The sequence below is a fragment of the Halomicroarcula saliterrae genome, assembly GCF_031624395.1.
GTDB lineage: Archaea > Halobacteriota > Halobacteria > Halobacteriales > Haloarculaceae > Haloarcula > Haloarcula saliterrae.
Window position 1 is genome coordinate 16,984 of the sequence record NZ_JAMQON010000003.1, and the last position, 25,961, is coordinate 42,944.

The following is a 25,961-nucleotide window of genomic DNA, read 5'->3' on the forward strand; positions in this document are numbered from 1 at the left end:
GGCGTGACACGTGGGATGGGCGGCACCGCGAGGCCAAAGGCGTTTCTATGGCGCGGAGGCCGGCGGCGGCGCGATGTCTCGACCCGACGCCGGCGAACTGGCGGCGCCCAGCGGGCGCAGTCCAGCGCGAGTCCGGCAGCACCGCCATCGCGGACGGTGGGCTGGCTGGCGGTCGTCCGGAGACCGACGCGACGTTCCGAGGTCAGGGAAACGTTTTATTAACACTCCATCTAATTGATAATATATCATGCGAACGGTACTCGTCACCGGTGCGACCGGCACGCAGGGAGGCGCGGTCGTCGACCACTTGCTCGCGTCCGACCGGCCGTGGGCGGTCCGCGGCCTGACTCGCGACGCCACGAGCGAGGCGGCGCGTGCGCTCGACGAGCGCGGCGTCACGGTGGTCGAGGGGGATATGACCGACGCCGAACGGATGGAGACGCTGCTTGCCGACGTCGACGCCGTCTACTGTGTCACGGCGTACGCGAACGGCGGCCGGGAGGGCGACATCGCCCAGGGCGTGACGGTGGCCGAAGCCGCTGCCGCCGCCGACGTCGACCAGTTCGTCTACAGCTCCGTCGGGAACGCCGGGGACGCCGTGGGGGTCAACATCTTCGAGGCGAAACACGCCGTCGAACAGCGCATCGCCGAGCTCGGACTGCCGGCGACCGTCGTCCGCCCCACGTTCTTCCTGCAGAACTTCGCGGGGCCGGGGATGCGCGAGGACATCCTCGACGGACAGCTCGCGCTCCCGCTCGCGGATGGCGTCTCGCTGGCCGCCGTCGACACGGACGACATCGGGCAGGCGGGCGCGGCGGCGCTCGCCGACCCCGACCGCTTCGTCGGTGAGACCGTCACGCTCGCCGGCGACGAACTGACTCTGGCGGAGTTCGCCGCGGCGTTCAGCGACTACCTCGGGAGAGACGTCGAGCCGGTCTCCGTCGACATGGCGGCGTTCCGCGAGGCGATGGGTGACGACTACGCCGACATGTACGAGTGGTTCAACGAGGGCGGCTACGACGTGGACATCGAGGGGCTCGCCGAACGGCACGGTATCCAGCCGACCTCATTCCGGGAGTATCTGGAGCGAAGTGACGCGTGGCGACCGGCCTCTGCGCCGGCGGAGTGAGCGCGGCGCCCGGCCGGAACGCAACCCCTTTTGAGCGACGGACCGAAGCGCCGGTATGAGTCGTTCGCGCAAGCCCGACTGGCTGAAGATGCGGCCGCCGTCGGGCGAGCGGTTCACGGATATCAAGCAGAGCCTCCGTGAGCGGGACCTCCACACCGTCTGCGAGGAGGCTAACTGCCCGAACATGGGCGAATGCTGGTCAGGGGGCGCGAACGCGTCCCCGAACGAGGAGGCGGCGGATGCCGCCGACAGCGGCCCCGGCACGGCGACGTTCATGCTGCTGGGCGACCGCTGCTCGCGCGGGTGTAACTTCTGTGACGTGGAGACGGGCGGGATGGAGCCGCTCGACCCCGACGAGCCCGCGAACGTCGCCGACGCCGTCGCCGACATCGGCCTCGATTACGTGGTCCTGACGAGCGTCGACCGCGACGACCTCCCCGACCAGGGCGCGGGCCACTTCGCCGAGACCATCCGCGCTATCAAACGGCGCGATTCGTCGATTCTGGTCGAGTGTCTGATTCCGGACTTCCAGGGCGAACCGGACCTCGTCCGGCAGATTATCGACGCCGAACCGGACGTACTGGCCCACAACATCGAGACCGTCGACCGCCTCCAGTGGCCGGTGCGTGACCGCCGGGCAGGCTACGAGCAGTCGCTGTCGGTGCTCCGGCAAGCGAACAGGGAGAGCGACGTCTTCACCAAGACCAGCCTGATGCTGGGCGTCGGCGAGTACGCCCACGAGGTGTACCAGACGCTCTCCGATTTGCGGCAGGTCGGGACCGACATCGTCACCTTCGGGCAGTATCTCCAGCCCTCGCGGTCCCATCTGGAGGTGAGCGACTACGTCCACCCCGACGTCTTCGACACCTGGCAGCGCGTCGCCGAGGAGGAGTTCGAGTTTCAGTACTGCGCCTCGGGGCCGATGGTCCGGTCGTCGTACCGGGCCGGCGAACTGTTCGTCGAGAGCGTGCTCGCTGGCGGCGACGCCGAAACGGCTCGCGAGCGAGCACGTCAGTGAACGGCGCGAGTGAGCGTGCTCCGCGAGGGCGAGAGCGTCGCGGACTCGTCAGCTAGCGGGTGGCTGAGGAGAAGCCGTATATAACAGTTTCTACGGTCTGCAGCCGACTGCCGAGCGCCAGCCCCGTTTAAGCTACGTGCCGAGAACGTACCAGATAGATGTCGCCCCCACCCGACACCCGACTCTCCCGCCGGGCGGCGCTGCGCGCCGGTGCCGCGTCACTGACCGCCGGCGTCACGGCGCTAACCGGCTGTAGCGGCCTGCCACCGCTGGGGTCGAAAGTCAAGTACGGCACCGTGCAGGCCCCCGACGCTGGGGCCCCGAAATACCGCGAGTGGCTCCCCGCGCCGGATGCCTTCCCCGACACCGCGGACGCCGACGGCGGCTACGACGTCCACGCCTACGAGCCCCCGCCCGAAGACGCGCCGGCCTGGACCAGAGGGAGCGTCGCGCGGACCCTCGTCGCCACGCAGTCCGACTACGTCGGCGTCCACGTCGACGACGTCGATACGGCGGTCGGCATCAGCAGCCTCCTCGAATCGAGCAGTGCGGTGGTGCTGGCCGGCGACATCGACCGAGGCGCCGTCACCGAGACGATTCCGGAGACGAGCTACGAGCCCGCGGGTACCGAGAACGGATACGAGATCTACGTGCGGCCGGACGACGACCGCGTGATGGGCGTCTCGGCGGACGGGCTGGTGTTCGGCAGCGGCCCGGGTGCCCGGGATATCGTGGCGACTATCGCGGCCGCCCGTCGCGGCGACGGCGAGCGGTACCACGAGGTCGCGGCGGACTTCGAGGCGCTGTCCGCCGGCGCGGGCAGTCGCCGGTGGACGTGGCTCCTGCCGGGGACGGTACGGAGCGGCGACCAGCAGGCGACCGACACGGTGTTCTGGGATATTGTGGGTCGGGCGTACGCGTTCAGCCACGACGACGACGCAGTCTACAGCGTCCGAACGTGGCTGTTCCCCGAGGGTGACGAGCCGACGGTGGGCGAGGTGAAGACGGCGCTCGAACGCCGCGCCCGCCTGCGGGACGCCGACGCGGTCGAGGTCACCGTCGAGGGGCGGGTCGCGACGATGGAACTCGCCGAGCCCGTAGAGCAGTTCCGCGGCGACACCCGTACGCTGGTGGTCCCCCACGTGTCGTGGCGGGTCACCGACGACGCGGCCGCCGAGACGGTGGAGTTCCGGCACGAGGCCGGCGACACGGTCGAGACCGAACGCCTCGTCGTGAAGGCGACGAACAGCGACGAGGTCACCGACTTCAGCGTGGACGACGACGCCACCGACTTCGACGTGGGCGACACCGTCGAACCGGGCGAGGTGCTGACCGTCTCTACCGCCGACATCGAGTCCGGCGCGACCGTCCGCCTGGTGTACCGGAGCGCGGACCGCAACGCGACCGCGACACTGGCGTTCCGGGAGGCGCCATGAGACACTCCCACCGAACGGGTCGGCTGACCCCGAGCCAAACGACACCGACAACTATGACACCAGCACGCGACGGCCCTGACGTGTCCGGTGACCCGACGCTCGAAGCGGTCGTCGCGCTCCTCGACGACGACCACGCACGGGCCATCCTCACCGCGACGAGCGACGGCGCCCTGAGCGCGAAGGAACTGAGCGAGCGCTGTGACATCTCGCAGGCGACGGTGTACCGCCGCGTCGAGCGACTGACCGACGCGGGACTGCTCGTCGAACGCACGCGCCCGCGGGCAGACGGTCACCACGACACCGTCTACGCGGCCACGCTCGACGAGCTGACCATCCGGCTGCGCGACGGGGAGCTACAGTTCGAACTCGACCGGGTGGGCGACGACGTCGCCGACCGGCTCACGCGGCTCTGGGAGGAGTTCTGAGATGGTGCTGGACCAGTTCACGCCGCTCGGCCTCGTGGAACTGGCCGTGACCGCGGTCACGTCGCTGGTGGGGCTGTACATCGGCTATCAGGCCTACCGCGGGCTCCGGCGCAACGACAGCCCGCCGATGCGATACCTCTCGGTCGGGCTCATCCTCCTCTTTGGCGTGACCTACGTCGCCGCCTTCACCGGCAACGCGCTGTTCCGGACCGGCACGGTGCCGCTGTGGTATCAGGGCTACTTCCGCATCGCCGTCCGACTGATCCAGCTCGCGGGCGTGGGCTGTATCGCCTACTCGCTGTATCTCACCCGTAGCGCGGAGCCGATCGGCACGTAGGACCCGGGAGAGAAGCGGCATCTTTCGCCGCGAAAACCCTAAGCGTGGTGCGTGCCAACGTTTGGCGTATGTATCGCGCAGGGAGCGTCCTCCAGCGGGACCCCAGCGACCGGGTACAGATACTCGACGAAGACGGGCAGGTCGTCGACGGCGCGACTGTCCCCGACCTGAGCGACGACCGACTCGTCGAGATGTACCGCTACCTCAAACTGAGCCGGCAGTTCGACAAGCGGGCGGTGAGCCTGCAACGACAGGGGCGCATGGGCACGTACCCGCCGATGGCCGGACAGGAGGCCTCCCAGGTCGGGAGCGCGATGGCCCTGTCGGAGGGGGACTGGACGTTCCCGAGCTACCGCGAGCATCTCGCGCTCGCGGTTCGGGGCTGGTCGCTCTCGGACGACCTGCTGTACTGGATGGGCAACGAGCGGGGCAACGCCCCGCCCGAGGACGTGCAGGTGTTCTCGATGGCGGTGCCCATCGCCACCCAGATACCCCACGCGACCGGCGCGGCGTGGGCGGCGAAACTCCGCGGTGACGACGCCGTCGTCCTGGCGTACTTCGGCGACGGGGCGACCAGCGAGGGCGACTTCCACGAGGGGCTGAACTTCGCGGGCGTCTTCGACGTGCCCGCCGTCTTCTTCTGTAACAACAACCAGTGGGCCATCTCGCTACCGCGGGAGCGCCAGACCGCCAGCCAGACACTGGCCGGCAAGGCCGCGGCCTACGGCTTCGACGGCGTCCAGGTCGACGGGATGGACCCGCTCGCGGTGTATCAGGTGACAAAGGAGGCCGTCGCGAAGGCCCGCGACCCGTCCGAGGGGGACCTGCGACCGACGCTCATCGAGGCCGTGCAGTACCGCTTTGGCGCCCACACGACCGCGGACGACCCGTCGGTGTACCGGGACGACGACGAGGTCGAGCGCTGGAAGCGCAAGGACCCGATTCCGCGGCTGGAGACGTTCCTGCGCGAGCGGGGGCTGCTCTCCGAGGAGCGCGTCGACGATATCGAAGCGTCGGTGGCCGACGAGGTGGCCGACGCCATCGAGACAGCGGAGGCGACCGAACGGCCGAGCCCCGAGGAGCTGTTCGCCCACGTCTACGCCGAGATGCCCGAACGGCTCGAACAGCAACTCGACTACCTGCGCGACCTGCGCGAACGCCACGGCGACGAGGAGATATTCCAGTGAGCACCACACAGAACCTGACGCTCGTCCAGGCCGTTCGCGACGGCCTCTACGGCGAACTGGAACGTGACGACGACGTGCTCGTCATGGGCGAGGACGTGGGGCGCAACGGCGGCGTCTTCCGGGCGACACAGGGCCTCTACGAGGAGTTCGGCGCGGACCGCGTCGTCGACACGCCGCTGGCCGAGTCGGGCATCGTCGGCTGTGCCATCGGGATGGCGGCCTACGGCCTACGGCCGGTCCCCGAACTGCAGTTCTCCGGGTTCATGTACCCCGGCTTCGACCAGATAGTGAGCCACGCCGCCCGGCTGCGCACGCGGAGCCGCGGGCGATACAGCTGCCCGATGACGATTCGGGCGCCCTACGGCGGCGGCATCCGCGCGCCCGAACACCACTCCGAGTCCAAGGAGGCCTTCTACACCCACGAGCCGGGGCTGAAGGTCGTCGTCCCCTCGACGCCCGCCGACGCGAAGGGGTTGCTCGCGGCCGCTGTCCGCGACCCCGACCCCGTCGTCTTCCTCGAACCGAAGCTCATCTACCGCTCGTTCCGGGAGGCCGTGCCCGAGGACCCGTACACGAGAGAGCTGGGGACCGCGAGCGTCCGCCGCGAGGGCGAGGACGTCTCGGTGTTCACCTGGGGCGCGATGACTCGCCCGACGATAGACGCCGCCGAAGAACTGGCCGACGAGGGCGTCGACGTGGAGGTCGTCGACCTCCGGACGCTCAAGCCGCTCGACACCGAGACCGTCCTCGCGTCCTTCCGGAAGACCGGCCGCGCGGCCGTGGTCCACGAGGCGCCGAAAACGGGCGGGCTGGCGGGCGAGATTATCGCCACCGTTCAGGAGGAGGCGCTGCTGTACCAGGAGGCCCCGATCACGCGAATCACTGGCTTCGACGTGCCGTTCCCGCTGTACGCCCTGGAGGATTACTACCTCCCCGAGACCGGCCGTATCAAAGACGGTATCACCGAGGCCGTCGACTTCTGACCATGTTCGAGTTCGAGCTGCCCGACCTGGGCGAGGGGGTCGCCGAGGGCGAGGTGCTGGCCTGGCACGTCGCCGTCGGCGAGGCAGTCCACGAGGACCAGACGCTCGCCGAGGTCGAGACCGACAAGGCCGCCGTCGACGTGCCGTCACCGGTCGCCGGCGTCGTCCGGGAGTTACACGCCGAGGTGGGCGACATCGTCGCCACGGGCGAGGTGCTGGTCACCATCGAGGAAGGGGCCGACGGTCCGGAGAGCACCGAAAGCGCGGCCCCGCCCGAGAACGGCGCGGCCGTCGACGACCGCGTCTTCGCCCCGCCGAGCGTGCGTCGGCTCGCCCGCGAGCGGGGCGTCGACATCGCGACCGTCGAGGGCACCGGCCCGAGCGGCCGTATCACCGAGGCCGACGTGGCGGCCGCCGCGAGCGAGCGGGAAGACGACGAGGGACCCACCCCGGTCGTCTCGAAAGTGGACGACGACGAGCGCGAGGACGACGGTCCAACCTCGGTTATCTCGAAGGTCAGCGACGACGGGCCGGACACAGAGAGCGACGGGACGGAGCCGGCTGTCAAGTCCGCCGTCCGGAAGGTCGCGTCGACCATGACCGAGCGGCGCGACCGCACGCTTGCGACGCCGGCCACGCGACGGCTCGCCCGCGAGCTGGGCGTCGACATCGACGCCGTCCCGACCGACGAGACCCGCGACGGCGAGCCCTACGTCGACGCGGCGGCGGTGCGAGCCGTCGCGGAACGCGAGTCGGACGCCGGCGAAATCACCGACGAGGACGTGCGCGAGGTCGCCGAGCGAGTGGTCTCGGAGCTCCGCGAGGCAGCCACGGAGACCGGCGTCGAGGCGACGCCGGTCGAGGCGACCGACGCGGACCGCCGGGAGCCGTACCGCGGGGTCCGCCGGACCATCGGCGAGCAGATGGCTCGGTCCCGACGCGAGGTGCCCCACGCGACCCACCACGACAAAGTGGCCGTCCCCGGACTGGTCGAGGCCCGCGAGCGGCTCCAGCCGCTCGCGGAGGAGCGGGGCGTCCACCTGACGTACACGCCGCTGGTGCTGCAGTGCGTCGCCGCCGCGCTGGACGACCACCCGATTCTCGCGACGCAGCTTGACACCGAGCGCGAGGAGATAGTCTACCGGAGCGACCGCGATATCGGCGTGGCGACGGCGACGGACCACGGGCTCGTCGTCCCCGTGGTCGAGGACGTCGACGAGACGGGGCTGCTGGAACTGGCTGCCGACGTGAATCAGCTCGTCGAGCGGGCCCGAAACCGCGACATCGCTCGCGAGGAGCTGCAGGGCGGCGTCTTCACGGTCACGAACTTCGGCGCTATCGGCGGGGAGTACGCCGACCCCATCATCAACGTCCCCGAGACGGCGATTCTGGGCGTCGGCGCGCTGAGAGAGCGACCCGTCGCGGAAGACGGCGAGGTGGTGGCAAAGCCAACCCTGACGCTGTCACTGGCCATCGACCACCGGGTCGTCGACGGGGCCGACGCGGCCCGGTTCGTCGACACCCTCAAATCCTATCTGGCGGACCCGACGCGGCTGCTGCTGGAGTAGGCCGTCGGGCGACGAGGGTCGTCGCGAGCGCCACCGCGACCGATATCGACCCGGCCGCGAGGAGTAGCGGCGTGTAGCCCAGCCCGGCGGTCACGGCGAGACCGGCGAAGGTGACTGGGCCGGCAAAGCGCCCGGAGAACGTGGCGCTGTTGCGCAGACTGAACGTCCCGGCCCGGTGTGCCTCCGTCGTTCGCTCGCTCAGCGACGCGTCGATGCTGGGCAGGAGCAGGCCGATGCCGGCCCCGGCGAAGACGACCCCGGCCACGGTGGTCCCCAGCCAGCCGAACAGGCCGATGAGGAAGAACCCGACGCCGTAGCAGGCGAAGCCGAGGCCGACCAGCTGGACGGAGCTGAACCGGCGGGCGAGGCGGCCGGTCGCCGTCGCGGCGACCATCGAGACGGCCTCCGCCGAGAGGATGACCGCGCCGACGAGCACCGGTGCCAGGACCGGTTCCAGCAGGAACGGGAGCGTCGTGAAGACGACCCCGAAGGCGAGGAACTCTGTCAGGAAGGTCACGCCGAAGAGCGCGAGCACGGCCGGCGTGGCGACGCTGGAGAGCGCCGACCGGAGGTGTGCGACGCCCCGGGTCTGGGCCCCCGTCGCCGGCTCCTCCAGCAGCAGGGCGACCGCGACCGCCAGCGGCACCGCCGCGAAGTAGGTGAGGAACGGTGCGTTCCACGAGATACCCACGAGGTAACCCCCGAGCACGGGAAAGAGGGCGGCCGTCAGGGAGAGGACGGCCACGTTGACCCCGAGGACAGCGGTCCGCTGGGCGTCCTCGAAGGTGTCGCCGATAATCGTGACCGTCGTGATGAAGATGGCGGCGGCGCCGGTGCCCTGCAGCACCCGCAGGAGCAACACCGCCTCGAACGAGGGGGCGAAGGCCATCGCGCCGCCCAGAACCCCGAAGGTCGCGAGGCCGCCGACGAGGACGCGCTTGCGGCCGAGCCGGTCCGCGAGCAGGCCGACGAACGGCGAGAGGAGGATGCCGACGACGAAGTAGCCACTCACGAGGAGGCTCGCCTGGGCCTCCGTCACCCCGAAGGCGTCCCGGAACACCGGCAGCGTGGGGCTGACGAGCGGGACGCCCAGCGGCGCCAGCGCGGTCGAAAGCAGGACGAGCTGGACGGTCCGCGAGCGCCACGGCACGCCCGCCTCGGCCGGGTCAGTACGCGAATCGGCCACGGCGTCGTCAGCCATGCGAGCCGTCCATCAGTCCGTCCCTCGCGGCGCGATGTTCTGGTTCAGCCGAAACAGGTTCTCGGGGTCATACTCGGTCTTGACCTCGACCAGCCGGTCGTAGTTCTCGCCGAACAGCAGGTGCGCGGGGTCCCCGGCAAAGCCCGGGAAGTTACCGTAGCGACCGCCCGAGACAGCCAGTTCCTCGGCGGCGGCAAACCCCTCCCGGACCCACTGGACGTTGTCGTCGTCCCGGTCCGGGTCCTCCCAGTTAGCCTCGAAGTTGAGCATGAACGGCTTGTCCCGGTGCCAGAACGCGGTCGCGTCCTGTGGCACGTCCGCGACCTGTCCACCGAGCCACCAGAGGTCGACCGTCGAGAGGTCGGAGGGAGCGCTGTCGTTGTATCGCACCATCACGTCGACGACCTCGTCGGTCAGCTCCGTCAGGTAGAGCGACTTCCAGTAGTAGCGCAGCCCGTCGGGGTAATCCTCGTCCAGCAGCGCCTGTAGCGCCTCGAAGCGGGTCCGCTCGCTGAGGTCGACGATGGGGTCGCCCGCGGTCAGCGGCCCCACGGTCTCCTCGAACGCCGCAGGGTCACCGCGGACACAGCCGAAGAAGGCGAGCGCCGGTTCGCCCCACGACGCCTCGGGGAACGGCTCTTCTGCGGGGACGTGCGCGAGGAAGGGGAGGACGGCCGCGGTCCGGGGCGCCGACTCGGTCCACTCGCGGAAGGCCGCCAGCCGGTCGGCGGCCTCGTCGGCGTGGTACCAGACGAACAGCTGGGACACCTCGGGGCCGACCTCGTGGAGGTCGTATTCGAGCGACGTGACGACGCCGAAGTTGCCGCCGCCGCCCCGGACGGCCCAGAACAGGTCAGCGTGCCGGTCCTCGCTGGCCGTCCGGACCTGCCCGTCGGCGGTGACGATGTCCACTTCGCGGAGGTTGTCCGCCGCCAGCCCGTACTCCCGCGAGAGGTGCCCGTAGCCGCCGTTGAGCGTGAGCCCGGCGATACCGGTCTCGCTCACGACGCCGAGCGGCGCCGCGAGACCGAACAGCTGGGTCTCGTGGTCGACGTCGCCCAGAAGCGCGCCGCCCCCGGCCCGGACCGTTCCGGCCTCGGGGTCGACGTGGACGCCGTTCATCGGCGAGAGGTCTATCATCAGGCCGCCGTCGGCGACGGCGCTGCCCGAGACGTTGTGGCCGCCGCCGTGTATCGACACCTCGCTGCCCGTCTCCCGGGCGAACTCGACGGCCGCGACGACGTCGGCCGTTCCGGTACACTGGACGACGAGCGCGGGGTGGCGGTCTATCATCCCGTTCCAGACCGTCCGGGCCTCGTCGTAGCCGTCGTCGTCCGGTTCGAGGAGGTCGCCGCGCAGACCGGACCGGAGGTCGTCTATCGCCTGCTGTGAGAGGTCGGAGACCCGCCGGTCACCGGCCGATGTACCTGACGCTGTCATACCGGAGCTGTTGGCGCCGCGCGAGCAAAGCTATAGAGAGCCATCCGGCGGATAGGGTGGCGCTGCCGGCGACACACGCACGTTACCGACTGAGAAATAGGCGTCTTATGGCGGTCGACGGGCACGCATCCGGCCGGTACCGGGTTCATACCGGCCGTTGGCACGCATCCGGCCGGTACCGGGCCTGCACCGGTCTCCGGGTCACTCCGTCAGGTCCGAAATCCAGCTCCGGGCGGCCATCGCCTGCGGGAATCCCAGCGTCGGAATCGACAGCACCGCGACGTGCTGGAGCTGTTCGGCGGTCAGCCCCTCGTCGAGGCCGCGCCGGACGTGGGAGTGGACCGCGCCCTCCGACTCGGCGCCGATGGCCAGCGCGAGTTTGACGAGTCGCCGGGTCTCGTCGTCGAGCGGTCCGGCCGCCGAGCAGGCCCGCCCCAGGTCGCTGTAGGCCGCCCAGACGTCGGGTTCGGTCTCGGCGAAGGTGCCGGCGGTCGCTGGCAGGTCGTCGGTGTCGTCGATGTCGTCGGACATACCGTCACCTTCGGCGGCGCCGGTACAATAGTTTGGGAGCGAACGGTTCGTTTATGCCGGGCCCGCGCTACCCCAGACACATGAGTGAGGCCGACGCCGAGTCGCGGGCGGGACGGGAGGAAGTGTGGATAGAGAAGTACCGCCCCGAATCGCTCGACGACGTGATGGGTCACGAGGACATCGTCGGGCGACTGCAGAGCTACGTCGACCGCAACGACCTGAGCCACATGCTGTTCTCCGGGCCGGCCGGTACCGGGAAGACGACCAGCGCCTGCGCCATCGCCCGCGAGCTGTACGGCGAGGACTGGCAGGAGAACTTCCTCGAACTGAACGCCTCCGACGAGCGCGGTATCGACGTGGTCCGGGACCGCATCAAGAACTTCGCGCGCACGAGCTTCGGCGGCCACGAGTACCGCATCATCTTCCTCGACGAGGCGGACGCTCTCACGAGCGACGCCCAGTCGGCGCTCCGCCGAACGATGGAGCAGTTCTCGAACAACGTCCGCTTCATCCTCTCGTGTAACTACTCCAGTCAGATTATCGACCCCATCCAGTCCCGGTGTGCGGTCTTTCGCTTCTCGCCGCTGTCGGACGACGCCGTCGAGGCCGAAATCCGCCACATCGCGGCCGAGGAGGACATCGAACTCACCGACGACGGGCTGGCGGCGTTGGTGTACGCCGCCGGGGGCGACATGCGCAAGGCTATCAACGGGCTGCAGGCCGCCTCGGTCAGCGGCGACGTGGTCGACGAGTCGGCGGTGTACGCCATCACCTCCACGGCCCGTCCCGAGGAGATACACGGGATGGTCCAGTCGGCGCTCGACGGCGACTTCACCGCGGCGCGCGCGACACTCGACCGCCTGCTCACAGAGGAGGGTATCGCCGGCGGCGACATCATCGACCAGCTCCACCGCTCCATCTGGGAGTTCGAGGTCGACGACCGGGCGGCGGTCCGCATCCTCGAACGGGTGGGCGAGACCGACTATCGAATCACACAGGGGGCCAACGAGCGCGTGCAACTCGAAGCGATGCTCGCCTCGCTGGCGAACCCCGAATAGGCCGTATTACCCCGCTGTAGCTCGTTTTCACCGTCGATAATTGCTCACGCAGCTTTATACAGGAGCAGTAGAGAAACTATCAGTAACTGAAATGTACAGCTTGAACGACCAAGCTCCAGACGACCGCGGGCAGGTCGGTATCGGCACGCTCATCGTGTTCATCGCGATGGTGCTCGTGGCCGCCATCGCCGCGGGCGTGCTCATCAACACGGCCGGGTTCCTGCAGAGCTCCTCGCAGGCGACCGGCGAGGGCGCGAGCGACGCGACCTCGAACCGACTGCAGGTAGTCAGCGCGACGGGGACCGACCTCGACGACAACTCGGTCGGCGTCGTGAGCCTCATCGTAAAGCGGGGACCGGGCGCGGGCAACGTCGACCTCGCCACGACGACGATTCAGTGGGTCGGCCCGACCGGGTCGTTCTACCAGCTCGCCGCCGACCAGACCTCCGGCAACCCCGACGGCCGCTTCACCGTCTCGACCGTCCAGGACGAGGACGGCTCGAACCCCGTCCTGAACGACCAGCAGGACCGACTGAAGATACAGCTCGAACTCGGAGAGGGCGACGGGGAGAACATCCTCAGCGGCGGGGATTCGTTCGGCAGCGAGCTCGGCGAGGGCGAGACCGCGACCATCCGCATCACGACCGCCTCGGGCGCGTCGACGAGCCAGCGTATCATCGTCCCGAAGACGATATCGGGCACCTCCGCGGTGCAGCTGTGACCCCCGTCGGCTGCTGACCCCTTCGGAACTGTTTTACCCGCTGCTGGGCCAACACTACGCCAATGAGCGACCTCGACGAGGCCTACCAACTCGACTATTTCGACGAGGCGGGATTCCACCGTCAGGAGTGTGCGGAGTGTGGCGATATGTTCTGGTCGCGGGCCGACCGGGACACCTGCGGCGAGCCCCCGTGTGCGGAGTACGGGTTCATCGACAGTCCGGGGTTCGACGAGGAGTACGCCCTCGCGGAGATGCGCGAGGCGTTCCTCTCCTTCTTCGAGGCGCGCGACCACGAACGCGTCGACCCCTACCCGGTCGCGGCCAACCGCTGGCGCGACGACGTGTTGCTGACACAGGCGTCTATCTACGACTTCCAGCCGCTCGTGACGAGCGGGACGACGCCGCCGCCGGCGAACCCGCTCTGTATCAGCCAGCCGTGTATCCGCATGCAGGACATCGACAACGTGGGCAAGACCGGCCGGCACACGATGGCATTCGAGATGATGGCCCACCACGCGTTCAACGCGAAGACTGACATCGAGGACCCCGAGGAGTACGCCTACGAGGGCGAGGTGTACTGGAAGGAAGAGACCGTCGAGTACTGCGTCGAGCTGTTCGAGGAACTGGGCGCGGACGTCGACGAGCTCACCCTCATCGAGGACCCGTGGGTCGGGGGCGGCAACGCCGGCCCCGCCTTCGAGGTCATCTACCAGGGCGCCGAGCTGGCGACGCTCGTGTTCATGTCGCTGGAACAGGACCCCGACGGCGAGTACGAGATGAAAGACGGGAACCGCTACTCCGAGATGGACACCTACGTCGTCGACACCGGATACGGGCTCGAACGCTGGACGTGGGTCTCCCAGGGCACGCCGACGGTGTACGAGGCCGTCTACCCCGAGATGATAGCCTTCCTGAAGGACAACGCCGGCATCGAGCTCTCCGACGAGGAGGCCGCCATCGTCCACAACGCCGCCAAGCTCGCGGGCCGGATGGACATCGACGAGGCCGAGGACATCGAGGCCGAACGGGACACCATCGCCGAGCAGGTCGGCGTCGAGGTCGACGAGCTTCGGGCCCTCGTGGCGCCGCTGGAGGAGATTTACGCCATCGCCGACCACTCGCGCACGCTGGCGTACATGCTCGGCGACGGCATCGTCCCGTCGAACGTCGGGACGGGCTATCTCGCCCGGATGGTCCTGCGGCGCACCAAACGGCTGGTCGACAGCGTCGGCGTGGACGCGCCGCTGGACGAACTGGTCGACATGCAGGCCGACCGGCTGGGCTACGAGAACCGCGACACCATCAGGGATATCGTCCGCACCGAGGTCGAGAAGTACCGCGAGACCCTCGACAGGGGCGGCCGCCGCGTGCGCCAGCTCGCCGACGACTACGCCGAGTCGGGCGACCCCATCCCGACCGACGAGCTGGTCGAGCTGTACGACTCCCACGGCATCCAGCCCGACATGGTCGAGGAGATAGCCGACGAGCGGGGCGTCGCGGTCGACGTGCCCGACGACTTCTACGCCGTCGTCGCGGACCGCCACGGCGGGGAGACGGCCGCCGGGGACGGCGACGAGGGGGTCCCCTACGCCGACCGGCTCGCCGAACTGCCCGACACCGACCGGCTCTACTACGAGGACCAGCAGCGCATGGAGTTCGAGGCGGTCGTGCTGGAGGTGTTCGAGCGCGACGACGACGGCTTCGACGTGGTGCTCGACCAGACGATGTTCTACCCCGAGGGCGGTGGCCAGCCGCCGGACCACGGCCATCTAGCGACCGACGACGTCACCGTCGAGGTCGAGGACGTCCAGCGCTACGACGGCGTCATCCTCCACACCGTCGACGAGGACCCGGGCAAGGGCGAGTTCGTCCGCGGTCAGGTCGACGCGACCCGTCGCAAGCGGCTGATGCAACACCACACCGCGACCCACATCGTCGTCCACGCGGCCCGGCAAGTGCTGGGCGAACACGTCCGCCAGGCCGGCGCTCAGAAGGGCGTCGACTCCTCGCGCATCGACGTGCGCCACTACGACTCCGTCTCCCGCGAGCAGGTCAAGGAAATCGAGTCCATGGCCAACGACCTCGTCCAGGACAACGTCCCCGTGACACAGGAGTGGCCCGACCGCAACGAGGCCGAGGCGAAACACGGCTTCGACCTCTACCAGGGCGGCATCCCCGCCGGCGAGCAGATCCGGCTCATTCAGGTCGCCGACGACATCCAGGCCTGCGGTGGCACCCACGTCGCCCGCACCGGTGACATCGGGACCATCAAACTGCTCGGCACGGAGCGCGTTCAGGACGGCGTCATCCGGCTCACCTTCGCGGCGGGCGACGCGGCCATCGAGGCCACCCACCGCACCGAGGACGCCCTCTACGAGGCCGCGGAGATACTCGACGTGGCCCCCGACGCCGTCCCCGAGACGGCCGAGCGGTTCTTCCACGAGTGGAAGGGCCGCGGCAAGGAGATAGAGGACCTCAAAGAACAGCTCGCACAGGCCCGCGCGGCCGGCGGCGCCGACACCGAGGAGTTCGAGGTGGCCGGCACCACGGCCGTCGTCCAGCGCATCGACGCCGACATGGACGAGCTCCGGGCGCAGGCCAACGCGGTCGTCGAGCAGGGGAAGATCGCGGTGCTTGGCTCCGGACAGGAGGGCGCCCAGTTCGTCGTCGCTGTCCCCGGGGACGTCGACGTGGACGCCGGCGACGTGGTCGGCGAACTCGCCGGCCGCGTGGGCGGCGGCGGTGGCGGCCCCTCGGACTTCGCTCAGGGCGGCGGCCCCGACGGGGACGCGCTGGACGACGCGCTCGGCGACGCCGAGGAGATTCTGCAGTCCGTCGCGAACGTCTAGCAAAGACGGCGACTGTTTTCTTGCCGTCAGCTGAACGCTGACAACCAGAGAGTCCACCCGTAGCCGGTGTATCGGCCGTCTGGGTGGGCTCTCTGGCTGTGTTCGAGTCAGTTGGCAGCAACCGCGAATCCATCGGCTAGTCCGCGAACCGAAACACCCACCGGTACACCAGCAGTAGCGAGTATAGATGCCGATCACGACCAACGACGGCGTCAGCCTGCACTACGAGACCACTGGCGACGGCCCCACGGTCGTCTTCGTCGGCGACGTCGGCTACGGCGCGTGGCAGTGGGGCTGGCACCACGACGCCGTCGCCGGCCCCTACGAGGCGGTCGTCTGGGACCTGCGGGGGACCGGTGACTCCGACGCGCCGGCGGGCCCCTACGACGTGGCGACCCTCGCCGCGGACCTCGACGCCGTCCTCGGCGACCACGGCGTCCGGAGCGCCCACCTCGTCGGCGCGGGGCTCGGTGGCATGATAGCCCTGCAGTACGCCCACGAGTACAGCAGAGCGCGGACGCTGACACTGTACAACACGGCCTCGTCGGGCGACGCTGTCGACGCCGAGGCGCTCGACGCGCTCGGACTCGACCGCGGACCGAAGCAGTCGCTTTCGGGCGCGTTCTCCCCGCGGTTCCGCGAGGACGCCACCGACCTCGTCGAACGCATCACCGGGTGGCGCGAGGCCGAGGACGCCACCGGCGACGCGTTCGCCGCGCAGGCGACGGCGATGACGGCCTTTTCCGCCCCGCCGCTGTACGAGGTGACCCAGCCCGCCGAACTGTACTACGGCGTCGACGACCCCGTCGTGCCGAGCGACGCGGCCGAGTCGCTGGCGGCGGACCTGCCGCGGGGGACGAGCGAGGCCGTCGAGGGTCGGCACTGCTCGTTCGTCGAGCACGCACAACCGGTGACCGACCGCCTGACCGCGTTCCTCGACCAGCACACCGAAGACCAGCACTGAGACGACGGCACCCGTGGCAGTTCCTGCCGCGGAAAGGTGGTCTTTTACTCCTCGAACTGCTGGATACACCCAATGAGTCTGCGTATCGCCCTGCTGAACGCGGCCCACGACGGCGAGGACAACCGCCGGAACTTCCGGCGGGAGGTCGACGCCGACCTCGTGGAGTACGACGTCACCGAGCGCGAACTGCCCGACTCCTTCGCGTTCGACGGCTGTCTCGTCACCGGCTCGCGGGCCTCCGTCTACTGGGACGAGCCGTGGATAGCCGACCTCGAGTCGTGGGTCGGCGACGCCATCGACGAGGGGCTGCCGTTCCTCGGGGTGTGTTTCGGCCACCAGCTGCTCGCCCACGCGCTGGGTGGCTCGGTCGAGCCGATGGACGACTACGAAATCGGCTACCGGACCGTCGAACACGACGGCGCGAACCCGCTGCTCTCGGGCGTCGACGACACCTTCACCGTCTTTACCACCCACTCCGACCACGTCGCGGAACTGCCGCCGGGCGCGACCCAGTTCGCACAGAACGACTACGGCGTCCACGGCTTCCGGAAGGAGGACGTCTTCGCGGTCCAGTTCCACCCCGAGTACGACCCCGAGACCGCGGCGGACGTCGCCTCGGGCAAGGACCTCCCGGACGAGCGCATCGAGCGCGTCCTCGACGGCATCACCGAGGAGAACTACCGGGCGGCCTGTGAGGCCAAACAGCTGTTCGACAACTTCACCGACTACGTGCGGGCCCGGCAGCCGGCCGCCGGCGACCCCGAGCAGGTCGCCAGCGACGACTAGCCGAGCCGGGTCAGGAGCGCCTGTTCTACGACCAGCACCAGCACGGCAAGCAGCATAATCACGCCCTGCAGCGGCGCCGAGAGGATGCCCAGCCCGACGATGAGCGTCGTCGCACAGGCGGGGGCGTGGCCGGTGTCGGTGAGTGACATCCCCGCGGTCGTCAGCGCGACGGCGACGACGCCGCTCGCGGCCAGTCGGAGCCCGGCCATCGAGGCGGCGCCCATCGAGGCCGTGATGACGATGTCGCCGGCGACGGCGTGGTAGGCGACCAGTCCCGCGACGACGCCGATGGCGTGCCCGCCGAGCACCCGGCGGGCCGAGGACTGCCGGGCCGACGGCTGTGTCGCGAAGAGATACGCCGTGGGGCCCAGACTCGGGAAGAGGAAGGGGAGGCCACTGAGCCAGACGACAGCGCCGAGCGCCGCCAGTAACGCGCCGGCGTGGCTCGCCTGCCGCGGCCAGGAACTATCGGACACTGTGGCCGACCGTTCACCTCGGGCGGTAAAATCCTGCTGTTCGACGCCGGACAGTTCGAGGGGGATAGAGTGGGCGTATGGACCGAATTCGAGGTATATGTGGACGCGCGTTCGCTATTCTCGCCGGTCGATGTCGAGTTCTTCGTCGAGGTCCTCGAGCCAGTCGGCGTTTTCCAGTTCGGCCATCTGCTCGCGGAAGTGTGTCTTGCAAACGCCGACCTTGACCCCGTCGCTGTCGACAGCGATGTCCGCGTCACGGTCGCAGTAGTGACACTGCATAGCCGTGGGTTGTACCCGTGGGGCATTGAACCCTCGGATTCCGTCTGCCGTTCGTCAGACGGGGTGGTAGCTGTGACCCGTCGATAGGCGGACCGACTGCCGGTGGTCCGCCTCAGACGAGGGCGTTCCCGACCCGGTCCCAGGCGGACCCGTCGAGCCCCGCGACGCCGAGTCGGTCGTCGTGGGCGTCGCTGCCGCCCGTCGGGACCAGCCCGTACTGGTCGATAGCGGCGTCGAGCGCCTCGGTGTCGACGGGGCGGCCGTACGGGTACCACCGTTCGACGGCGTCGAGGTCGGCACAGCGGGCCAGCGCCGCCGTCGTGTCCCGGTAGCGAAACGGGTGTGCCAGCCCGACGAGCCCGCAGGCGTCGGCCAGTAGGGCTCGGCCGCGGTCGAAATCGGGAACCTCACGGGCCACGAAGCACGGGCAGTCGTCGCCGATGAGATGGTCGAACGCCCCCTGCACGCTGTAGTCGGTCACCTCGGCGATGGCCCGGGCAATGTGGGGCCGGCCCAGCCCGGCGCGGGGTTCGACCGGCAGCGAGACGCCGAGGCGGTCCTCGACGCAGTCGATGATCTGGCGCCCTCGCTCGCTGCGGTCACGCTGGATGCGGGCACACTCGGCGCGGAGCGCGTCGGTCGGCTCGACGCCGTAGCCGAGCAGGTCCAGACGCTGCTCGCCCGCGTCGACGCGCAGTTCGATGCCGTGGACCAGCGTGGTCCCCTCGCGGGTCGTCACCGGCCCCTCGAGGTCGGGCTGGACCCGGTCGTGGTCGGTGATAGCGACCACGTCGACTTCACAGCTCGCGGCCGCGGCCGGGACCGACGAGAGCGGGAGCGAGCCGTCCGAGCGCGTCGTGTGTACGTGGAGGTCCGCGACGACCATACAGGAGAGCGAGTGGCCAGCGACAAGCCAGTTTCCCGTCGACGTGTCACCGGTTGACGCATGCCCCTTAATGCAATTAAGGAATATTATCATTATAAAACATGAGGTTTATTACCGGTCGTTCGCTCTCACGCGATATGGGAATGCTAACAGAGGCGGAGGCGGCGTTCGACGCACAGCAGTATCCGATCACGACCGAGGAGCTCATCGAGGCGGAGGGCGACCTCACCCTCGAACTCCCCAACGGCACGGAGACGCTGGCCGACGCGCTGAGTCGGTCGGCACCGGAGACGTTCGAGACGGCCGAGGACGCACGCCTGACGGCGTATGCGGGCGTCTCCGGCAAGGCCATCGGCCGGAAGGGCTACTCGGACCGGGACCCGGTCTGCATGGGCGAGGACGGCCCCGAAGAAGTCTCGTTCTGAACTCCGGCGGCCCCAGCTACACTTTTATCGACGCGACCGACGAGCGGTAGTTAGAACCCGTAGTCGTCGTCCATCTGTGCCGGGTCCTGCTGCTCGGCCGCGGTCTGACCGAACATATCGTCGTCGACCGGCGACTCCGTCTCGTCGGTGGTGACGTTGTACGCGGAGATGCCGCGTTTCAGCAGGTCCTCGACGGCCTGGTCGCGGTTGAGGAACTCCCCCTGTTCGACGAGACGCTGGATGTCGGAATCGACCTGGTCGGGCAGCGACAGTTTGATTCGGCTCATATGGGCCGGCTTATCTTGTCGAGTATATAGACCTGTTGCCGACGGGGTGAGTCACGACGGGATAAAAGGCGTATCGGTCACGCGGGCGTCTCGACAGCCCCCGCGTCGAGGTGCTCGGCGTCGCGCTTGTACCGGTGGTAGAGGTCGGTTGCCCACTCGCGGGCGTCGGGGTCGTCGGTCGTCACAGAGGCGGTCGGGAGCGCCGTCTCGGCGTCGAACCCGCCGATGATGACCAGTTCGTCGATGAGGCCCATCGTGAAAGGGAGGTCGGGGTTGGTGTACAGCGACGGTCCCTCGGCGCCCGCGATGGTGTCGAACGCCTCCTCGGAAGCGTTCTGGTCGGCTTCGAGCGCCAGGGGCGTACAGATGGCCTCGAAGTCGACGCCGTTGCGGGCATGTTCGAGCCCCTGCCGAGTGACCGCGGGCGGACAGCCGGCGACGACCAGCGTCCGGCAGCGGTCGAACGACTCGAAGTGGTCGAGCCACGGCTCGATGGGCGCGCTGGGGTGCTGTGGCGTGGCGGTGTGGAGGTCCGCGTCGGCGAAGAGGTCGATGTTCCGCGTGAGTTCCGGCGCCGAGAGCTCCGCGAGCAGGGGTTGCAGTCGGTCGATGGCCGCGAGCGACCGCTCGAACCGCTCGGCGACGTCGACGACGGCGGCGCCGGCCCCGGTCGCCCGATAGCCCGCCGGCCTCCGTTCGAGCAGGCCGTCGTCGGTGAGTGCGGAGGTCCGCCGGTAGGCCGTCGCCCGCGAGATGTCGAGTTCGTCCTGCAGGGTCGCCCGGTCTACCTGCCGGTCGCGGGTCGCGTCGAGCAACGGCACCCGAGGCAGCACGCGCTGTGGGTCGTAGCCGTCTTGCATACGATTCACTGGCGAGCCTGAACTGTAAGCATTTCGTCAACAGTCTCACAGGCTGAAACATCGTCTCAGACGGTGACTATAATCGAATCTGTTCGTGAGGAGTAGTATGGATACGACGACGATAGCGGCCCGTTTGGGGCGACAGCGGAAACTGGGGAAGAGGGTTGGCGCGTGACGGGGACGAGCGCGACGCGACTGCGTGCGGTCACACTCTCGGTAGTGCTGGCGACGTCGCTGTTCGCGGCCGCGAACCTCGGGTTCGTCGGCGTCGCGGCGGCCGCGAACGCACCGGACTGTGCCACGGTCAGCTATAGCGGGGCCGGCAACGCTGCCGACCCGTACCAGGTCGGCACGGTGGACCAACTGCAGTGTGTCGAGAAGCAGGGGCTCGACGGCGACTACGAACTCACGGGCGACATCGACGCGAGCGAGACCGCGGAGTGGAACGACGGTGACGGGTTCGACCCGATCGGTGGCGAGTTCACGGGCACCTTCGACGGCGACAACCACACGATTTCGGGACTGACCATCGACCGAGGGGGGACGAACGATGTCGGCCTGTTCAGCGTGGTCGGGCCGGCGGGAACGATTCGGAACGTCGGACTCGAAGGCGGCTCTGTCACCGGAGGGGAGCGGGTCGGACAGCTAGTCGGCAGAAACGGCGGGACGGTCGAGGATTCCCACGCCACTGGTGAAGTCATCGGGAGCTATCGGGCCGGCGGACTGGTCGGACAGAACGACGGGACCGTCCGTCGCGCCTACGCCAGCGGGGAACGCAGTCGTGCGAACGATTGGGTTGGCGGACTGGTCGGGTACAACCGAGGGACGGTTAATCACTCCTTCGCTGCGAGGGCCGTCGTCGGGGAGGGAGGCGGTTTCGATGGCACGTCTGCCGGCGGGCTCGTCGGGGTCTCGACGGGGACGATAGCGGATTCCTACGCCACTGGAACAGTCACTGCGAGCTGGTTCGTCGGTGGGCTGGTCGGGTCCTACCAAGCAGATGACGGCGGAACGACTCTGCGTTCCTACGCCACGGGTGCCCTCAGTATCGACGACGAGACCCAAGGTATCGGTGGCCTTGTCGCTGGCACTGCTGTTTCTGATACGACCGTGGAACAGGCCTACTGGGACGTGGGAACGACGAACGAGGCGAGTGCGACTGGAGATGACTCGATAGCCGTGACCGAAGTCAGCGGTTTCGGCGCGACGACTGATACCGCCCCCGCCCCCGAGATGCAAGGTGAGAGCGCAGAGACGAACATGCCCGGCCTCGATTTCACGACCACGTGGGAGACGGTCGAGAGCGATGACCCGGACGCGGCGAAGGACGGCTATCCGATTCTGCGGGCGCTCGACCGGACCGTGCAGTTGCGAGCGCAGGGAATCACGACGGAGACTGCACCGACGGCAGCGGACTGTGCCAGCCTCTCCTGGTCGACACGGGAGATTGACGGCGAGACGTACTACGAGGTCGATAGCCTCTACAAACTCCAGTGTGTCGAGAATCGGGGACTCGGGAACAACTACGTGCTGACCGAGGATATCGACGCGAGCGAGACGGCCGAGTGGAACGACGGCGACGGGTTCGACCCTATCGGTGACTTCGATACCACGCTCACGGGTACCTTCGACGGCGACACCCACGCGATTTCTGGATTGACTATCGACCGACCGGGAACCTCCCCGGTCGGCCTGTTCGGTGCTGTCGGTTCGGACGGGACGGTCACGAACGTCCAACTCGACGGCGGGACGGTCGCAGGTGGCGGTGCCGTCGGCGCGGTCGCCGGGAAAAACGAGGGCACTGTCAGTGGGGCCACTGTGACCACCGACGTGACCGGGAACGGCAGAAACGTCGGTGGAGTCGTGGGTTTCAACCAGGGGACGATCAAACGGTCCGGGACCACGGGCGACGTTTCCAATCCGACCGCTGTCAATGTCGGCGGGGTAGCCGGTACCAATATCGGGACGGTCAGGGAGTCCTACGCGACCGGCGACGTGACCGGTTCGACGGGGTCCTACGCCTACGCCGGCGGGCTGGTCGGTGGCGAGGGAGGCGGGACGGTCGTAGATTCCTACGCGACCGGCAACGTGACGGCGGGTGGGAGAATCGTTGGCGGGCTGGTCGCCGCGACCTCCAGCGGAACGGTCAGACGGTCGTACGCGACCGGTGCTGTCGGTGGCACCGACGGCACCGTCGGCGGGCTGCTCGGCGAAAGCAGCAGCAGCGCGACCGTCGAAAACGCCTACTGGGACAGGGGAACGACGGACCAAGGAACTGCGATCGGGGCGGCTTTTGGCGCGACGAACGGCCTCGTGGGCTTCGGGTCGACGGGCGATAGCGCCCCGGCGGCAAACGCCACGGGCGACACCGTCTACGACACCATGCCCGGGCTGGACTTCGACTCGACGTGGACCGCCACCAGCAGCTATCCTCGTCTCCAGTGGGAGGGTGTCGACGCACTCACGGTCGATTCACTCGACGCCACAGCGCCGACAGTCGGCGAGAACGAGAGCGGGACCATCACCGTGGCAGCGACGGATAGCGAGGACAGTCCCGCCGAAGGGGTGAGCATCGAGGTTATAAACGCCGACGGGCTCGCGGGACTCTCCGGCGAGGCGGTCACCGACGCGAGCGGCCAGGCGACGTTCTCGTTTACCGGAGACACGACGGGCGATTACGCCCCGGCGTTCGCCTGGAAGTACGACGACGAAGTCGGAGAGACCGTCACGATTTCGTCGGCCGTTACCGTCGTCGACCCACCGGAAGTCGACGCCATCACGCGGGCAGGTACGAGTCCGACCAGCGCAGACAGCATCGACTTCGACGTGACCTTCTCCGAGAGCGTCACCGGCGTCGGCACCGGTGATTTCACCGTGACACAGGCCAGTGGCGACGTGACAGGGGCCGTCTCCGGGGTCAGCGGCTCCGGGAGCAGTTACACCGTCACCGTCGACGCCATCACCGGCGGGGGCGACCTCCGACTCGACCTCGTCGACGACGACGGCATCACTGCCGCGGACAGCGGCGTCTCGCTCGGCGGTGTCGGCACCAGCGGCGAGAGCGACGGGAGTGTGAACGGCGATAGCTACACCATCGACAACGAAGCGCCGATAGCCGACGCCGGCACCGACCGGACGGTAGCGGATAGCAGGCCGGTCGCGTTCGACGCGAGCGGTTCGAGCGGCGACATCGCCGCCTACGAATGGGACGTCGACGGCGACGGTACGACGGAGGCCACCGGCATCGCGCCGTCGTACACCTTCCGGGCGCCCGGGACCTACGACGTCGCACTCACCGTCACCGACCCGGCGGGTAACACCGACACGGACACCCTCACGGTCACCGTCACGGACCTGACCGGACCCACCGCCGATGCGAGCAACAGCGACACCGCCGGCGAGGAGGACACCGCGTTCACCCTCGACGGGACCGCATCGACCGACAACGTCGACGTCACCGCCTACGAGTGGGACGTCGACGGCGACGGCAGCTACGACGCCACCGGCGCGAACGTCACCCACACTTATGCCGACCCCGGCACGTACACCGCTGTCCTTCGGGTCACCGACGAGGCCGACAACACTGCGACCGATACGGTCTCTATCAGCGTCGCCGACACGACCAACCCGACCGCCGACGCCGGACCGAACCAGACCGTCGACGAGGATATCCCGGTCGCGCTCGATGCCGGTAACTCGACCGACAACGGCCGAATAGCGAGCTACGCGTGGGACATCGAAGGCAACAGCACGACCGATGTCACCGGCCGGAACGTCACCCACACCTACGCCGACCCCGGGACCGACACGGTCACGCTGACCGTGACCGACACGAGCGGCAACACCGACACGGACACGCTGACCGTGACGGTCGAAAACACCGGCGGTGGCGGCGGTGGCGGCGCCCCGAGCAGTCCGGCCGACGCGCCGACGGCAGAGACCGACACGTATCGCCTCTCGCCGGGGTCGAGCCTGGACGCGTCCGCGAGCACCGGCGTGCTTGGCAACGACGTCCTCGCCGAGGAACTGCGGTTCTACTCCGTATCGGTCGTCGAGGGACCGGCGAACGGCTCGCTCGACCTCCAGCCGGACGGCTCGTTCGCTTACACGCCCACCGACGGCTTCACCGGGACGGACGCGTTCACCTACGAGGTGACCCACGGCGGCCAGACCGACCGCGCGACGGTCACGCTCACCGTCTCCTCGGCCGCCAGCGTCGAACGTACCGTCTTCGAGAGCGCCTCGGCGATTCGCCAGGCCGTCGACCTGCCGGCGGACGCGACGCCGACCTACGCCGAGCGGCTGACCGTCCGGACGAACCAGTCCGGCCCCGTCACGGTCCGGTTCAGCGAGAACGCGACCGTGTCGTCGCTTCGGGTCGGCCCCGAGACCGAACTGCGTGGCACCGTCACCGTGACCGAGTTCGCCGGTAGCGACTCGGTGCCCTCGGGCGTTCCGGGCCAGCCCCTCGCTGCGCTCCAGCTCACCGGCTCGCCGTCGATGACGAACGCCACGGTAACCGCCCGGATGCGGCTTTCGCGGGCCGACCTGCGGGCGTCCGGGACGGACGCGGGCGCGGTCCGCGTCGCACACTACGTCGACGGGTCGTGGGAAGTGCTGGAGACGAGCGTCGTGAACCGGACGGGCGAGCGAGTGACGGTCGAGGCCGTGACCAGCGGCTTCTCGCCGTTCGCGCTGACGGCCGTCGAGTCACCGCAAGCGACTGGGTCGGAGACGCCGTCGACCGACACCGCCGGTGGGAGTACGGCAGGCGGCTCCGGTGGCCGGACTCCGACCGCGACCGGCGCGGGCGGGCCCGGCTTCGGTCCCGTCGTCGCCATCATGGCGATACTGGCAGTCGCCCTCGTCGCCCGACTGCGGCGGTGAACGGGCGGCTACGTCTCACCCATGCCGTCACTGACTGATTGTCCGCCGTCGTATCGCTCCCGGCACCGGTGGGAACAGTCCGGTCATCATCTGGCCCGCAGTGGACGGGACGGCCGCAAGCAGGATGCCAAGCGGTAGCACCATCCCCGTGGCCGTGGACAGCTTCTCGGCCAGCTGCTTGCCGTACTCCATCGGACCCATGTCGCCCACCGTCGGGCGGACATGTCC

The 25,961-nt window shown here is 68.8% G+C and carries 24 protein-coding genes; 15 read left to right on the top strand and 9 right to left on the bottom strand.

Annotation, left to right across the window (positions count from 1 at the left end):
- Positions 1-247 precede the first annotated feature (247 nt).
- The 8 genes from NDI56_RS11375 (at position 248) to NDI56_RS11410 (ending at position 8,083) form a co-directional block, all read left to right on the top strand.
- Positions 248-1,129, top strand: coding sequence for an NmrA/HSCARG family protein (locus NDI56_RS11375; protein ID WP_310919651.1), 882 nt, complete (start codon positions 248-250; stop codon positions 1,127-1,129).
- A gap of 55 nt (positions 1,130-1,184) precedes the next feature.
- Positions 1,185-2,147, top strand: a complete 963-nt coding sequence (lipA, locus tag NDI56_RS11380; RefSeq protein ID WP_310919652.1) for a lipoyl synthase — start codon at positions 1,185-1,187, stop codon at positions 2,145-2,147.
- 158 nt (positions 2,148-2,305) lie between these two features.
- Positions 2,306-3,583, top strand: coding sequence for a hypothetical protein (locus tag NDI56_RS11385; protein WP_310919653.1), 1,278 nt, complete (start codon positions 2,306-2,308; stop codon positions 3,581-3,583).
- A gap of 53 nt (positions 3,584-3,636) precedes the next feature.
- Positions 3,637-4,008, top strand: coding sequence for a helix-turn-helix domain-containing protein (locus tag NDI56_RS11390; RefSeq protein WP_310919654.1), 372 nt, complete (start codon positions 3,637-3,639; stop codon positions 4,006-4,008).
- Position 4,009: 1 nt separating this feature from the next.
- Positions 4,010-4,345 (top strand): DUF7521 family protein, encoded by a 336-nt coding sequence (locus NDI56_RS11395; protein ID WP_310919655.1) that lies wholly within the window; start codon positions 4,010-4,012, stop codon positions 4,343-4,345.
- 68 nt (positions 4,346-4,413) lie between these two features.
- Positions 4,414-5,532, top strand: coding sequence for a pyruvate dehydrogenase (acetyl-transferring) E1 component subunit alpha (pdhA, locus tag NDI56_RS11400; protein WP_310919656.1), 1,119 nt, complete (start codon positions 4,414-4,416; stop codon positions 5,530-5,532).
- Positions 5,529-6,515 (top strand): alpha-ketoacid dehydrogenase subunit beta, encoded by a 987-nt coding sequence (locus NDI56_RS11405; protein WP_310919657.1) that lies wholly within the window; start codon positions 5,529-5,531, stop codon positions 6,513-6,515. Before pdhA ends, NDI56_RS11405 begins: the two co-directional genes overlap by 4 nt.
- A 2-nt stretch (positions 6,516-6,517) precedes the next feature.
- Positions 6,518-8,083, top strand: coding sequence for a 2-oxo acid dehydrogenase subunit E2 (locus NDI56_RS11410; RefSeq protein WP_310919658.1), 1,566 nt, complete (start codon positions 6,518-6,520; stop codon positions 8,081-8,083).
- Here NDI56_RS11410 and NDI56_RS11415 read toward each other — a convergent pair.
- The 3 genes from NDI56_RS11415 to NDI56_RS11425 all read right to left on the bottom strand — a co-directional run bounded on the left by NDI56_RS11415 (position 8,040) and on the right by NDI56_RS11425 (position 11,255).
- Positions 8,040-9,284, bottom strand: a complete 1,245-nt coding sequence (locus tag NDI56_RS11415; protein WP_310919659.1) for an MFS transporter — start codon at positions 9,282-9,284, stop codon at positions 8,040-8,042. The two genes, NDI56_RS11410 and NDI56_RS11415, sit on opposite strands and share 44 nt — an antisense overlap.
- A 12-nt stretch (positions 9,285-9,296) precedes the next feature.
- Positions 9,297-10,724: an FAD-binding oxidoreductase gene (locus NDI56_RS11420; protein WP_310919660.1), complete on the bottom strand. Its 1,428-nt coding sequence runs from the start codon at positions 10,722-10,724 to the stop codon at positions 9,297-9,299.
- 201 nt (positions 10,725-10,925) lie between these two features.
- Complete coding sequence (locus NDI56_RS11425; protein WP_310919661.1) at positions 10,926-11,255, bottom strand: carboxymuconolactone decarboxylase family protein; 330 nt, start codon at positions 11,253-11,255, stop codon at positions 10,926-10,928.
- An 80-nt stretch (positions 11,256-11,335) separates the two neighbouring features.
- Here NDI56_RS11425 and NDI56_RS11430 point away from each other — a divergent pair, with 80 nt between their 5' ends.
- The 5 genes from NDI56_RS11430 (at position 11,336) to NDI56_RS11450 (ending at position 17,633) form a co-directional block, all read left to right on the top strand.
- Entirely contained in the window at positions 11,336-12,313 is a 978-nt protein-coding gene (locus tag NDI56_RS11430; protein ID WP_310919662.1) for a replication factor C small subunit, read from the top strand.
- Positions 12,314-12,404: 91 nt separating this feature from the next.
- On the top strand, positions 12,405-13,034 hold the full coding sequence (locus NDI56_RS11435; protein ID WP_310919663.1) for an archaellin/type IV pilin N-terminal domain-containing protein: 630 nt from the start codon (positions 12,405-12,407) through the stop codon (positions 13,032-13,034).
- A gap of 62 nt (positions 13,035-13,096) precedes the next feature.
- Entirely contained in the window at positions 13,097-15,883 is a 2,787-nt protein-coding gene (alaS, locus tag NDI56_RS11440) for an alanine--tRNA ligase (protein WP_310919664.1), read from the top strand.
- A 187-nt stretch (positions 15,884-16,070) separates the two neighbouring features.
- Positions 16,071-16,847, top strand: coding sequence for an alpha/beta fold hydrolase (locus tag NDI56_RS11445; protein WP_310919665.1), 777 nt, complete (start codon positions 16,071-16,073; stop codon positions 16,845-16,847).
- Between the two features lie 72 nt (positions 16,848-16,919).
- Positions 16,920-17,633 (top strand): type 1 glutamine amidotransferase, encoded by a 714-nt coding sequence (locus NDI56_RS11450; RefSeq protein WP_310919666.1) that lies wholly within the window; start codon positions 16,920-16,922, stop codon positions 17,631-17,633.
- On the opposite strand, the gene NDI56_RS11455 is transcribed toward NDI56_RS11450, so the two are convergent.
- The 3 genes from NDI56_RS11455 to NDI56_RS11465 all read right to left on the bottom strand — a co-directional run bounded on the left by NDI56_RS11455 (position 17,630) and on the right by NDI56_RS11465 (position 19,274).
- Positions 17,630-18,109 carry an HPP family protein gene (locus tag NDI56_RS11455; RefSeq protein WP_310919667.1) on the bottom strand — a complete coding sequence of 160 codons (480 nt, stop codon included), beginning with the start codon at positions 18,107-18,109 and terminating at the stop codon, positions 17,630-17,632. The genes NDI56_RS11450 and NDI56_RS11455 overlap by 4 nt on opposite strands.
- A 114-nt stretch (positions 18,110-18,223) precedes the next feature.
- Positions 18,224-18,388, bottom strand: a complete 165-nt coding sequence (locus tag NDI56_RS11460) for a DUF6757 family protein (protein WP_220588098.1) — start codon at positions 18,386-18,388, stop codon at positions 18,224-18,226.
- Positions 18,389-18,500: 112 nt separating this feature from the next.
- Complete coding sequence (locus NDI56_RS11465) at positions 18,501-19,274, bottom strand: PHP domain-containing protein (RefSeq protein ID WP_310919668.1); 774 nt, start codon at positions 19,272-19,274, stop codon at positions 18,501-18,503.
- Between the two features lie 137 nt (positions 19,275-19,411).
- Between NDI56_RS11465 and NDI56_RS11470 the strand changes: the two genes are divergently transcribed.
- Positions 19,412-19,699, top strand: coding sequence for a DUF5789 family protein (locus NDI56_RS11470; protein ID WP_310919669.1), 288 nt, complete (start codon positions 19,412-19,414; stop codon positions 19,697-19,699).
- Between the two features lie 50 nt (positions 19,700-19,749).
- Here the strand turns inward: NDI56_RS11470 and NDI56_RS11475 are convergent, their stop codons facing one another.
- Together NDI56_RS11475 and NDI56_RS11480 are read right to left on the bottom strand one after the other, a co-directional pair.
- Positions 19,750-19,986 carry a ribbon-helix-helix domain-containing protein gene (locus NDI56_RS11475; RefSeq protein WP_310919670.1) on the bottom strand — a complete coding sequence of 79 codons (237 nt, stop codon included), beginning with the start codon at positions 19,984-19,986 and terminating at the stop codon, positions 19,750-19,752.
- Between the two features lie 77 nt (positions 19,987-20,063).
- Positions 20,064-20,846, bottom strand: a complete 783-nt coding sequence (locus tag NDI56_RS11480) for a helix-turn-helix transcriptional regulator (protein WP_310919671.1) — start codon at positions 20,844-20,846, stop codon at positions 20,064-20,066.
- Between the two features lie 171 nt (positions 20,847-21,017).
- Here NDI56_RS11480 and NDI56_RS11485 point away from each other — a divergent pair, with 171 nt between their 5' ends.
- The gene (locus NDI56_RS11485) at positions 21,018-25,733 is read left to right on the top strand and encodes a PKD domain-containing protein (RefSeq protein WP_310919672.1); all 4,716 of its coding nucleotides are present in this window, start codon (positions 21,018-21,020) and stop codon (positions 25,731-25,733) included.
- 27 nt (positions 25,734-25,760) lie between these two features.
- On the opposite strand, the gene NDI56_RS11490 is transcribed toward NDI56_RS11485, so the two are convergent.
- Positions 25,761-25,943, bottom strand: a complete 183-nt coding sequence (locus NDI56_RS11490) for a hypothetical protein (protein WP_310919673.1) — start codon at positions 25,941-25,943, stop codon at positions 25,761-25,763.
- Positions 25,944-25,961 lie beyond the last annotated feature (18 nt).

What these genes read in the sequence shown, in the direction of transcription:
- NDI56_RS11375 (WP_310919651.1), top strand. Translation starts at nt 248, where the DNA reads ATGCGAACGGTACTCGTCACCGGTGCGACCGGCACGCAGGGAGGCGCG.
- lipA (WP_310919652.1), top strand. Translation starts at nt 1,185, where the DNA reads ATGAGTCGTTCGCGCAAGCCCGACTGGCTGAAGATGCGGCCGCCGTCG.
- NDI56_RS11385 (WP_310919653.1), top strand. Translation starts at nt 2,306, where the DNA reads ATGTCGCCCCCACCCGACACCCGACTCTCCCGCCGGGCGGCGCTGCGC.
- NDI56_RS11390 (WP_310919654.1), top strand. Translation starts at nt 3,637, where the DNA reads ATGACACCAGCACGCGACGGCCCTGACGTGTCCGGTGACCCGACGCTC.
- NDI56_RS11395 (WP_310919655.1), top strand. Translation starts at nt 4,010, where the DNA reads ATGGTGCTGGACCAGTTCACGCCGCTCGGCCTCGTGGAACTGGCCGTG.
- pdhA (WP_310919656.1), top strand. Translation starts at nt 4,414, where the DNA reads ATGTATCGCGCAGGGAGCGTCCTCCAGCGGGACCCCAGCGACCGGGTA.
- NDI56_RS11410 (WP_310919658.1), top strand. Translation starts at nt 6,518, where the DNA reads ATGTTCGAGTTCGAGCTGCCCGACCTGGGCGAGGGGGTCGCCGAGGGC.
- NDI56_RS11415 (WP_310919659.1), bottom strand. Translation starts at nt 9,284, where the DNA reads ATGGCTGACGACGCCGTGGCCGATTCGCGTACTGACCCGGCCGAGGCG.
- NDI56_RS11420 (WP_310919660.1), bottom strand. Translation starts at nt 10,724, where the DNA reads ATGACAGCGTCAGGTACATCGGCCGGTGACCGGCGGGTCTCCGACCTC.
- NDI56_RS11425 (WP_310919661.1), bottom strand. Translation starts at nt 11,255, where the DNA reads ATGTCCGACGACATCGACGACACCGACGACCTGCCAGCGACCGCCGGC.
- NDI56_RS11430 (WP_310919662.1), top strand. Translation starts at nt 11,336, where the DNA reads ATGAGTGAGGCCGACGCCGAGTCGCGGGCGGGACGGGAGGAAGTGTGG.
- NDI56_RS11435 (WP_310919663.1), top strand. Translation starts at nt 12,405, where the DNA reads ATGTACAGCTTGAACGACCAAGCTCCAGACGACCGCGGGCAGGTCGGT.
- alaS (WP_310919664.1), top strand. Translation starts at nt 13,097, where the DNA reads ATGAGCGACCTCGACGAGGCCTACCAACTCGACTATTTCGACGAGGCG.
- NDI56_RS11445 (WP_310919665.1), top strand. Translation starts at nt 16,071, where the DNA reads ATGCCGATCACGACCAACGACGGCGTCAGCCTGCACTACGAGACCACT.
- NDI56_RS11450 (WP_310919666.1), top strand. Translation starts at nt 16,920, where the DNA reads ATGAGTCTGCGTATCGCCCTGCTGAACGCGGCCCACGACGGCGAGGAC.
- NDI56_RS11460 (WP_220588098.1), bottom strand. Translation starts at nt 18,388, where the DNA reads ATGCAGTGTCACTACTGCGACCGTGACGCGGACATCGCTGTCGACAGC.
- NDI56_RS11465 (WP_310919668.1), bottom strand. Translation starts at nt 19,274, where the DNA reads ATGGTCGTCGCGGACCTCCACGTACACACGACGCGCTCGGACGGCTCG.
- NDI56_RS11470 (WP_310919669.1), top strand. Translation starts at nt 19,412, where the DNA reads ATGGGAATGCTAACAGAGGCGGAGGCGGCGTTCGACGCACAGCAGTAT.
- NDI56_RS11475 (WP_310919670.1), bottom strand. Translation starts at nt 19,986, where the DNA reads ATGAGCCGAATCAAACTGTCGCTGCCCGACCAGGTCGATTCCGACATC.
- NDI56_RS11480 (WP_310919671.1), bottom strand. Translation starts at nt 20,846, where the DNA reads ATGCAAGACGGCTACGACCCACAGCGCGTGCTGCCTCGGGTGCCGTTG.